General features: G+C 54.4%; 8 protein-coding genes. 3 read left to right on the forward strand and 5 right to left on the reverse strand.

Going from position 1 to position 10,317, the window contains the following annotated elements:
- Nucleotides 1-9: 9 nt before the first annotated feature.
- The 3 genes from IEN85_RS16275 to IEN85_RS16285 are packed head-to-tail and all read right to left on the reverse strand — an operon-like array spanning nt 10 to nt 4,121.
- A complete protein-coding gene (locus IEN85_RS16275; RefSeq protein ID WP_191618160.1) occupies nt 10-360 on the reverse strand; it encodes a four helix bundle protein in 351 nt (116 codons plus the stop codon).
- A gap of 33 nt (nt 361-393) precedes the next feature.
- Nucleotides 394-1,590, reverse strand: a complete 1,197-nt coding sequence (locus IEN85_RS16280) for a restriction endonuclease subunit S (RefSeq protein WP_191618161.1) — start codon at nt 1,588-1,590, stop codon at nt 394-396.
- Entirely contained in the window at nt 1,581-4,121 is a 2,541-nt protein-coding gene (locus IEN85_RS16285) for a type I restriction-modification system subunit M (protein ID WP_191618162.1), read from the reverse strand. The genes IEN85_RS16280 and IEN85_RS16285 overlap by 10 nt, the downstream gene beginning before the upstream one ends.
- Nucleotides 4,122-4,379: 258 nt before the next feature.
- On the opposite strand from IEN85_RS16285, the gene IEN85_RS16290 reads away from it, so the two are divergent.
- Nucleotides 4,380-4,883, forward strand: coding sequence for a hypothetical protein (locus tag IEN85_RS16290; protein ID WP_191618163.1), 504 nt, complete (start codon nt 4,380-4,382; stop codon nt 4,881-4,883).
- A gap of 989 nt (nt 4,884-5,872) precedes the next feature.
- Nucleotides 5,873-6,745 carry a Fic family protein gene (locus IEN85_RS16295; RefSeq protein ID WP_191618164.1) on the forward strand — a complete coding sequence of 291 codons (873 nt, stop codon included), beginning with the start codon at nt 5,873-5,875 and terminating at the stop codon, nt 6,743-6,745.
- Nucleotides 6,746-6,830: 85 nt separating this feature from the next.
- On the opposite strand, the gene IEN85_RS16300 is transcribed toward IEN85_RS16295, so the two are convergent.
- Together IEN85_RS16300 and IEN85_RS16305 are read right to left on the reverse strand one after the other, a co-directional pair.
- On the reverse strand, nt 6,831-7,586 hold the full coding sequence (locus tag IEN85_RS16300) for a hypothetical protein (RefSeq protein WP_191618165.1): 756 nt from the start codon (nt 7,584-7,586) through the stop codon (nt 6,831-6,833).
- An 863-nt stretch (nt 7,587-8,449) separates the two neighbouring features.
- Nucleotides 8,450-9,679, reverse strand: coding sequence for an integron integrase (locus tag IEN85_RS16305; RefSeq protein ID WP_191618166.1), 1,230 nt, complete (start codon nt 9,677-9,679; stop codon nt 8,450-8,452).
- Between the two features lie 234 nt (nt 9,680-9,913).
- On the opposite strand from IEN85_RS16305, the gene IEN85_RS16310 reads away from it, so the two are divergent.
- The coding region (locus tag IEN85_RS16310) for an IS91 family transposase (protein ID WP_191616167.1) at nt 9,914-10,317 on the forward strand (404 nt) is incomplete at its 3' end.

The raw sequence follows: 10,317 nt of genomic DNA on the forward strand, positions 1-10,317 counted from the left end.
GGGTTGAGGTCATTGGGAGCGGGAGGTTTTGACGATGCTGATCAGGAGTTTGAGTAGTTCCTCGATGTCGGGGTGGAGCAAGTCGTAGTCCTTAGTGGCGATGTAGTCTGACTGGTGCAGCAGATCGATCCAGTACTCGGTTTCGTTGGCTTCCTTGAGGGCGATGCTCATCTTGCTAACAAAGTCCGCCCGACTTTGAGCATGTTCGGACTCTCGAACCAAAGCACCAATCGCTGTCCCGCTCCGCAAGACTTGCTTCGACAGCACAAACTCCCGCTTCTCTTCCTGCAGGTATTTCGCCAATTTCACGATACGCAAGGCAAACACGAACGACTTATCCTTAACCACATTCTCCTTCATCGCGTATCCAAATTATCCATTCTCCACTATCAATTATCCATTTGATGCAGGAGCGACTAGACGGGTCTTACCCGTCAAGAGCTCCTGCATCATCCCTTGCTTGAGTTGGCGGGCTTTGGAGAGCTTGGCTTCGAGGGCGACGATTTCCTCGTCCATGTCGCTGAGCGTTTCGGCGATGGCGGTTTGCTCATGGAGCTGCGGCAAAAAGATTTCTAGGTTCTCAACGTCCTTATGAGAGAGGTGTTTCACTGTCGTGCCAGAGATTGTCGATTCAAGCTTTTCCATTGGCTTGCGAAGTGCGTAATAAAGATATCCGCGGTCCACCTCACGACCATTATGTATACGCCCAACCCGCTGATTGAGCAGAGAATCTTCAGCATCCCATAGCTTGAGCAAAAACTCACCGTCCATTCCGACGAGGAGATCTCCTTTCCTAACAATAAAGTTCTCGGAGTATTCGCCCGCATAATACAGCTTTTGTTCGACTGACTTTAAATCTCGATTCCGAATCAAACGAAAGCCGCTGGCAGACTCTGAAAAGCCAGCCGATGAGAACGGAAATCCAACTTGAAGCCTTACCTTGCCATAGAGCGATTGCTCAGTCCATTCACCGGAGAAGCCGGGGAGGCGTTTTTTGCCGGTGAGGAGTTGCTGCATGGCGCCTTGTTTGATTTGGCGTTTTTTGGCGATGAGTTGCTCCAGGGATTCAATGAGGGCATCCGCATCGCTTAAGGCCTCGGCGATGGCTTCTTGTTCGGCTTTGGTGGGCGGGAGGGGGACGACAAGCGGGGTTATGTGCTTGTTGTTAATTTGTGGAATCGAAGTCGTATCAGCGATTCGCCAAAGCTCTAGGTGTTTTAGGGCATAAAACAGGTATTCGGAGTCTATCGTTTCATCAACGGTCAGTGACATCAGGTTGGTGTCGAAGAACGAATCCTCCGAAAGGATCCTTACTTTGTTTAGAAGGATGGATGCTCCTCTCTTGGGAAAGATTATGCTACCTTTGGGGACACGTTTCGAACTGCGAACTCGGTAAGGAGATTCTTTAATAAACTTTTCGCCGAGATTGAGTTGGTCTACTTTGAAATAAGGGATGCCGTTGGAATCGAATTTTTGAAGAGACGGGCTATCGCCGCTCTTTATCACGACGTGAGGTCCGAGTTGAGCATCTTTCCAGTCCTCCGGTATTTTGCCAACTTCAGTTTGCTTGTATCCAGTTTTTACTGCCATGCGAAGCCCATCCTTTCTAGGTGCTGGCTGACTTTGGACTCTAGGTCGCCGACGCGGGTGGTGAGTTCGGGAAGCGGTTGGGCGTAGCGTTCGGCGAGGTCATTGACGCGATGGGTGAGGCTTTGGCTGATGCGGTCGGTTTCGCCGTGGATGGCGGTCGCAAGTGCGGCAAGCCACTTGTCGTCGACGACGAGCGTCTTGATGTCGTCGGAAGTGAGCTTGGCGTAGTGATCGAGGGCCAGAGCATCGAGTTCGGTCTCGGCTTGCTTGATTTGCTTTTTGAGGGCGGTTTCCTCTTCGGAGGATTCGAGGTAGGCGAGCAAGGCGTTGGCTTCGTCGGTGGGGGTGTCGGAGCCGTAGGTGGCGGGGGACTCGGCGGCTGCTAGTAGATCGGGTTGTTGCGGCGGTCTCGGCGATGCCGCCCTACCTTTTATGCCTAACTCTTTGAGTCGGGCGGTGACAGCGGCTTTGTTGACCTTGTCCATTTCGGAGAAGGCGCCGTCGTCGCCGCTGTGTTCTTCTTCGAGTTCGGCGAGGCGGGCGGTGGCGGCTTCGAGTTGGGACTGAAGGGTGGCGAGCTCGGATTGCTCGGAGGCGAAGTAGCGGGCGACGACCAGCTCCTTGGGCACGAGCTCGCAGGTCCATCCTTTGTCCACGGTCTGGCCCTTCTTTTTGCCTTTTGTAATTTCTTCTAGGATACGCTCCGGCTTGGCAATCCAGCCGTCTTGGGTGATGAGGTAGCAGTCGTCCTGCATAGTCGTCTCCCAGAAATCCATGAGGTGTTGGTACACGTCGTAGCGATCGATGAGCGGCGTGGCGGCGTAGTGCTCGAGCAGGTCTTCCGAGAGCTCGTGGATGAGGGTCTTGGGATGGAAACCGGGATCGAGCTGTTTGAGCTGGGTGGAGGCTTTGTTTCGCCAGGCGTCGAAGTGTTTCTCGAGGGAGGCGATGAAGGCGGAGAACTCGGCGTGCTCTTGGATGGAGGTCTTGATGGACTCGGGAGCGACGGCGAGGTCGAGGTAGTTGGCTCGGTTGGCCTTGAAAAGGCTTTGCTTGAGGCTGGGGCAGACTTGCCAGTAGCGGTCGAGGGCGTCGATGTCGCGCTGGGGGATGCCGCCGCGGAGGTGGGCCTCGATGTCCTGAATGTCCTCCTTGGCTTGGCTGTCGATGTAGCGCGGGAGATTGAGGTTGAAGTCGTTTTTCTCGATCTCCTCGAAGGGGACTTCGCGGGCGTAGCCGGGCAGCGCGATCCGTTTCTTGAATACGTCTACGATCTTGTGGATGTCCATGCTGCGGAGGCGGTTCTTGTTGCCGTCCTTCATGAAGCCGGAGGAGGCATCGATCATGAAGATGGGGCGACGCTCCCGGGCCTGCTCCTTGTCGAGCACGATGATGCAGGCGGGAATGCCGGTGCCGTAGAAAAGGTTGGCGGGGAGTCCGATGATGCCGGCGAGGATGCCACGCTTGACCAGCTCGCGCCGAATGGCGGCCTCGGCATTGCCGCGGAAGAGCACGCCGTGCGGGAGAATGCAGGCCCCCTTGGCGGTGGACTTCATGGAGCGCACGATGTGCAGGAGGTAGGCGTAGTCGCCCTGCTTAGCGGGTGGGACGCCGAAGCCGTCGAAGCGATGGAAGTTGCGGGAGGCTTGGTCGACGCTGTCGCTGTCGGCCGGCACCCCTATCTCGTCGGGATGGAGGCCACTGGTCCAGCGCTTGTCGCTGAAGGGAGGATTGGCGACCACGAAGTCGAAGGTCTGCAGGGCGTCGCCGTGGAGGAACTTGGGATTGGCGAGGGTATTGCCCGGACGCACGGTAGCGGTTGGCCGGTCGTGCAGAATCATGTTCATGCGAGCCAGCTGGGCGGTGGTGGAATCCTTTTCCTGTCCGTAGATGGTGATGTCGGAATCCGCCTCGCCTGCGACTTTGAGCAGCAAGGAGCCCGAGCCGCAAGTCGGGTCGTACACGGTGGTGGCGTTGGTCGTCTGGGCTTCGTGGATACCGAGGATGGCGGCCATGACACGGCTGACTTCGGCGGGGGTATAGAACTGGCCCTTGGACTTGCCGCTCTCGGTGGCGAAGTGCCGCATGAGGTACTCGTAGGCGTCGCCGAGAATGTCGTCGCCTTCGGCCCGGTTCTTGGAGAAATCGAGCTCCTTCTTCTGGAAGATGGAGATGAGGTTGGTGAGGCGGTCGACGATCTCCTTGCCGGAGCCCAGCTTGTTGGCGTCGTTGAAGTCCGGGAAGTCCGCTTGGGAAAGCTGCTCGTTGGCGGCGGCCAGCGGGGCGATGATGCGCTTGTTGATCTGGTCTCCGATGTCGGTCTTGCCCTTGAGCTTGACCATGTCGGCGAAGCTGGAGCCGTCCGGAATGACGATGGGAGCGTACGGCTGACCGGCGTACTTGTCGGAGATGTATTTCAGGAAGAGCAGCACCAGCACGTAGTCCTTGTACTGGGAGGCGTCCATGCCGCCGCGCAACTCGTCGCAGCTCTGCCAAAGGGAGGAGTAAAGTTCGGATTTCTTGAGGGCCATGAGGGATGTGTTAGGCTAGTCGCGAGAGCGTCAATCGCTCGCTCGCAGGATGAGGAGGCAAGTTGATACGGGCCGTAGGTATTTTTGCGAGGGAATTTTCAGGGATTATCCGTTCTCGCTCGACCCGGCGTTGCCGGGCCGGGCGAGAAGCAATGGAGCCTTTTTTTCGAACTGGATAGTGTGAGTTGAACGCTCCGCTTTCGGCTGCTCACGCTGCCGTTTTTCCAAAATTCCGTAACCGAATAATCGATACAACTAATGTTAGATAAATCTGAAATATACCGACTCCGCAATCGCCGCTTTCTGACTCCAGAAGAGGTGAAAGAACTGAAGACTCAAATTGAGTCTGGTGACCGCGAAAGTAGCTACGAGAAGCTAAGGCTACTCTGGGAAGCTCGTGCCTGGAATCTTGTTATCGCTCAAGCGACATGGCACCTCAACTTCGCCCCCGCAAGTCCAACGGCCTACGCCTACTGGTCCAATGCTCTGGGGCACCTCGGCTGCGAAGAGGGAGTCGTGTGCGTTACCATGCAAGGCATCAAAGCCTGCGACGAAGCCGTTATCAACCACGAGCACGCGAAACTATTCTTGCTCGAAGGAGAGCTCTGGTCAGCTCGACTTGCGTTCGACCAAAGCTTCCGTCCCTGGGAAGATAGGGGCGACCGTGAGGATTCTGTCCTGACACACGAGCGCCAGTGGCGGTTGTTTCTCCGTCATCATGCGCCGAGTAAATTGCTGAATCCGTCCCGGAAAAGAGCGTGAGCTACACAGATGGAAATAAACGCACATCGGATAGAAAATTCTCTCCCTTCACGAAATGTACAGATCCTATATTTGCCCCACTTGCTTCAACACCCTCAAATCATTCATCTTCAAGGCGCCGCCATTTTGTACGGAATGCGTCGATGCGAGGGACCGTCCAATGGTACCGAGGTCTCGATATATGCAATGCGTACGCCTCGGCGATCTCGCGGAAGCTAAGATCAAAGCGCTGAGGTCTAAGTCGCTACCCACTAGCCGTAGGCTAGCGCTCATCAATCGCATCACTTCGCTGATGCGAGAGGTACTAAGGCGCTGACTTGCTCACTGAGCAGAGGAATCCCAAGACCGCTAACAATGAAAGTTCGCACCAGACTCTTTGGTGCGGGCTTTTCGAATGTGCGATTCGTTCGGACGTATGAAGATTCTTAGGTTTGTCCGAACCGCATCATTGTTAGCCAACATGGTTCAGCTCAATTGTGACCGATTCGCCAAAGCCCCATCGTGGTTGAGCTATCGATCTTCCTTCTCTCACTCCTCAGAATCCTGCACTATGTTCGATGTTACGCGAGTCGTTAGTACGATTCGCGTAATTAGTCTTTCAATACAAACACCCCGAGCGCTTTTTCTCTTTTCTTTGACGGCTTTCTTTTCTCTTTTTCAAGTTCTCGCTTACCCGAGCGCCGTCCATGGTGCCTATGATAGGCAGGATTTATAAGGCAGGCTAGGGTGCTTGATCTATCTAGCTTATAGCTAGTGAGAGGCGAGGGCGCTTAGGTTATTCTTGGTGGCGAAACCGAAGGCTAAAGTTTTCGAGCCGTTGCCCGTAACTGGACAAAGTGAAATGGGACCCAAACACGCCACTCGAAAGACCTCCTGAAGTACCAGATCCAAAAACGGTTGAGACCAGATCAGTCCTAAGGGCTAGCCTAGATGCAGAGAGGGAACTCTGGAAGCTGAATCTAGCATGGGAGTCCTTCCCGCGTCCAGATTTGGCGCGGAACATCCTCGATGAGCTCTTTGTTGCCCTCGATTGGATACGTTCAGAAGATTTGGAAGGGGCAGCATTTAAAGAGGATAGGTCTTTCTTTCGCAAATTCGTCCAATCTCCTCCAACGAACGATTCCGCCACGAATAACTCTAATCTTGAATACTCTAGAGAATTTGATTCCACGGCGCGAGACATGAACGTTGGGATTTCTGGAACCGTTTTCACTGCAGCGGCTGAGGATTCCGTTGGTGAGTTTATCGATTGTTGGCTCAAATTCACTGAAGGCCAATCCGGACACAGTCCGGTAGTTAAATTAGCGATCAGCTATGTGCTTTATTTGGCGGCTTCACCCGGATCAACGAGCGTTTATGATGCAGATGAAGAGCTGTTCCTTCTCTTTCTCGCAAAGAATATTGGATTGAAACAGCCTGTCTTTGAACTTAGCAAACGCATCGACAAGGAGGGTGCTAAGCAAAATAGTGGCGAGTTCGGAAAGTCGTTAAGGGATGTGTTCTCGACCGGTAGCTGGGAACCATGGTTGCGATACTTCCTTGAGTTAACGAGGCAGCAAGCGATTTGGTATCGTGCCTGGCTTGTTCAACTTGGCACGGCGTACGAGACGTTGGTTCAAGCCGCAGTGAAGCTTAACGCGAACAGAAGGAAGCAGCTCGTTGAACTACTGCTCCGCCGGCCTGTTTGCAGCCATGAAACCATCACTGCTGCCGGAATCGCCTGGGATCGAAACACCGCAACAAGCTACCTAAAAGTATTTGCTGAAGCTGGAGTTCTTCAGATTCGCAAAATCGGAAAATTCCAAGTCTTCGTTAATTTTCCTCTACTTGAGCTGTTCAAAGCTGATCCGGGTGCTGATTGAGCCAACCCAGCAGTGGATCTTGCCGAATCTGCCGCGAAGCCAACTCGTTCCGCAGCAGTTCTTCCGGAAAGCTATCGCCAACAGTTTATTCTATTGGGAAGTCGGTGTAGGGGCCGAAGAGTGGAGATCCTCCCACTTCGCTTCTAATCTGAAAGCCTGCGAAAATCAATCTTTGCAACGCCTCACCAAGATAAGACATCGGCAAGAAAGTCTGTCCGTACCAAAATTTGCCTCCCTTAGGAGCAAAATTCCACGATGATGGATTGACGATATGCAGATCCAGCCGGAAGTCTTGTTCGCCCACACAGAGATGTGCCAGCTTAGAAACCGTCCTCGAGCAACGCTTTGCTTCAGTTGTTTTCGGAAATCGGTAAACGGGGATACAAAGGTCCGGGCGGTAGGTAATAGCTATCCCGGGCACTATGGGCACATCAGATCGCGACAATACCTTCCAGCCGGCTGCGCTTGGCCAACTATTTGGCCCGTAGTAACGCAGCTCATACCGTTCGCAGTAGCCTAGGACTTCGTAAGCCTCCTGCGTCTTGAAGCCTTTGGTGTGGATGATTTGCATTCTTGCATCGATGAGATCGTTAGCGACGGACGCGAAATCGGTGGCTTGATCTACAGCGCTCCTCCTCTCGATGCGGAATTGTCCTTCCTTAACTCCCGGCCGCACAGGATAGCGGTTTGAAAGCCATTCGATTTTGTCGAGATCGTCACTGTCAAGATTCGGAAAACGAACGAACCCTCTCAAGTGATCGATCTCGATGAGGCAGTTTTCGAGCTTGGCCGACTGATAGTCACTTTTGCTGAAGCAGACGTTGACTCCAATCATATTCATTTTGTTACCTTTCTATTTTACTTGCTGAAAGCCTCCTTCGTAGAGACGCGTTCAACTGCCTTGTGAAAGGTTAGATTCGCCGCTCAAATCGGTTGGCGTAGAAATTTGAGATTTATCAAGGGCATCGCACAGGTGCCGCGAATGCACACTGCTGGAGCTCATCCCCCGGGGGCACAGGCAGGGTGGGGTGCCTTAACGGCCGGGGCAAGGTCCGCAGCAGTCGGCTAAGAGAGCTCAGGCGTCGCCGTTTTCAGGTTAGCGGGAGACTGGCCTTCGATTTTCGCGCGGAAATTACACGCGAAACCCCGCTTAAGCATTTTGGAATATCCAAATTAAACCTCTCGGATCCTGCGATTGTCATCACTGGACTTCGGGTGGCGCAGCTTGGCCATCCTCCGAGAAACTCGGAGGCCAACGGATCCTCGGAGAAAGTAGCCCTACAAAGGGCTCATCTAGTGAACATGGACCAGTTGAACGAGAGAGCCAAGAGCGATAGCTGAGCTAAAGGTGGTTGTGCCCCTGGTGGCCTATTTCGCTCGAGGTCGTTCAGTGAGAACCCTAAGTAAAATGACACCAAATGGTTTCAAACCGTTTGGTGTCATTTCGGAATCAACGAATCGATTGCCGACCTGAAGCATGAGCCGCCGAAGGCGGGTAGCTCGGACCCAAATCCTTGCGGGAGTTTAGATTCCTCAGGATTGATGGCATGGTCGGGCCGAATTGATTTCTCAGGTAGGCGAGAGAGTTTCACGGCTCTGCTTCGAAGATGAAAAGAGGGGGGGGGGGGGGGACCATGGCTTGGAGGGCGAATTCCCTTTGGTTGGACGGCGAGGGCTGGGCCTCGCCATCCGTATTGTTGCCCTCTAGAAGTCCAAGGGGCTCTTGGGTTCCTTGACTGTGCCGGTGTCGACAATGTGGGTATACATCATGGTCGTCTTAACGTCACTGTGCCCAAGCAGCTTTTGGATCGTGCGAATGTCGTAATTGGCCTGAAGCAGGTGAGTGGCGTAGGTGTGCCTGAAGGTATGGGCGGTCACTCGCTTGTGGATGCCTGCCTCGTAGGTTGCTTGTCGGATCGCCGAACCGACTTTGGTCTCGTGCGCGTGGTATCGGCGCGTTTCGCCCGACGACGGAACGTGCGTGAGCTGCTTGGCTGGAAACAGCCATTGCCATCCGAGCTGCTTGGCGGCGCTCTGGTACTTGCGCGACATCGCCTGAGGCATGAAGGCTCCGTCGAACCCGGCCTCCAGGTCCTTTTCCAGTAGTCCTTTCACCCGACGGATCTGGCGTTTCAGTTCGTCAGCCAGGGAAGCGGGGAGGGGAACGACGCGGTCCTTCTTTCCCTTGCCGTTGCGAATGGTCAGAAGTCCCGTCTCGAAGCAAAGGTTGTTCACCCTGATGTTTACCGATTCGGAAAGCCTAAGTCCGCAGCCGTACATCATCTGGACCATGAGGGCGAAGGGATGGTTCGCTTTAGAGATTACTCGGTCTACCTCGGCTCGGGACAGAACCGTCGGGACGTAGTTGGACTTCTTTGCTCGAACTACTCCCTCGAATCCCTTGAAGTCACGTTGCCAGACTTTCGCGAAGAGAAAGAGCAGGGCGTTGAAAGCCTGGTTCTGGGTTGAAGCCGCCACTTTCCTGTCTACCGCGAGATGGGTGAAGTAGCTAGCCGCGTCGCTCGAGGTGACCGAATCTGGATCCTTCTCCTCCAGGTAGTCACGGAAGCTCCGGGTCCAGTGGCGGTATGTGGACAGCGTCTTGGTGGAGTAGTGGAGGGTGGCGATCCGATCTTCGAGGGCGCGGAGCGTCCTGTCCCATGGGGATAGCTCGATTCTCTCCAGGAGCTCGAGGTATATTCTTGCCGCCCTGGCAGCCTGCCGTTGCTGGAAGGCTTCCTTGCCTCTGCTCTCCAGGCTGATGACGAAAAGGTCGACGCTGCTTACGTTGCCTTCCGGGCATTCGTTCTTGTCGCAGAAATCGAGATAGAATCGGAGCCACATTTCGTAGTACGGCTTCTGCCTTTCTGGGATATGCTCGCTTGCGAGTGCGTTCTGGAACGGTTCCAGCACGTTATTTGGAATTTTGATCATAGGATATTATCCAAACGTTTGGATAACATCCGAAAAAGGATGTTTAACGATTGAAATTAAGCAGATTTACCTACAAAAAGGTTGCTTCCGACCGTTTCGGTCAGGATATTATCCAGAAATCTTACAATCACTTGTTCGAGTAATATTAAAATGGATACACAACAGAGTACCCACAAAATAGATACATTGCAAGCGTATCCTAAAAATGGAGGCGCTCGCTGACGCGAACGGTCCATGGGCAAGCTGGCGGACATCATCACCCGCTTCGAACCCCCTCTCAAAAGGAAACGGGCGCTCAGCGCCCAGCAGTGCAAGGTCTTCGGCAGCGTCAAGGCCTGCCGCACAAGCCGCCTGGGAGCCAGCGTCCAGACGGTCTGCGCATGCGGCAACGAGATCGTCGCCTACAACAGCTGCCGGGACAGGCACTGCCCCCAATGCCAAGGCAGGGCCACCCGCAAGTGGGTCGCCGCCCAGAGCGAACGCTTGCTCCCCACCAGGTACCACCACTGCGTATTCACGTTGCCCGACACGCTCGACGAGCTGGTCCGCTACAACGAAGCCGCCATATACGACCTTCTCTTCGCGGCGAGCTCGGGCACGCTCAAAAGCTTCTTCGCCTCCGACCGCCGCTTCGGCGG

This window comes from Pelagicoccus enzymogenes (genome assembly GCF_014803405.1).
Lineage (GTDB): Bacteria > Verrucomicrobiota > Verrucomicrobiia > Opitutales > Opitutaceae > Pelagicoccus > Pelagicoccus enzymogenes.

Coding starts and splice junctions, on each gene's coding strand:
- IEN85_RS16285 (WP_191618162.1), bottom strand. CDS start 4,121: ATGGCCCTCAAGAAATCCGAACTTTACTCCTCCCTTTGGCAGAGCTGC.
- IEN85_RS16305 (WP_191618166.1), bottom strand. CDS start 9,679: ATGATCAAAATTCCAAATAACGTGCTGGAACCGTTCCAGAACGCACTC.
- IEN85_RS16290 (WP_191618163.1), top strand. CDS start 4,380: ATGTTAGATAAATCTGAAATATACCGACTCCGCAATCGCCGCTTTCTG.
- IEN85_RS16300 (WP_191618165.1), bottom strand. CDS start 7,586: ATGAATATGATTGGAGTCAACGTCTGCTTCAGCAAAAGTGACTATCAG.
- IEN85_RS16280 (WP_191618161.1), bottom strand. CDS start 1,590: ATGGCAGTAAAAACTGGATACAAGCAAACTGAAGTTGGCAAAATACCG.
- IEN85_RS16275 (WP_191618160.1), bottom strand. CDS start 360: ATGAAGGAGAATGTGGTTAAGGATAAGTCGTTCGTGTTTGCCTTGCGT.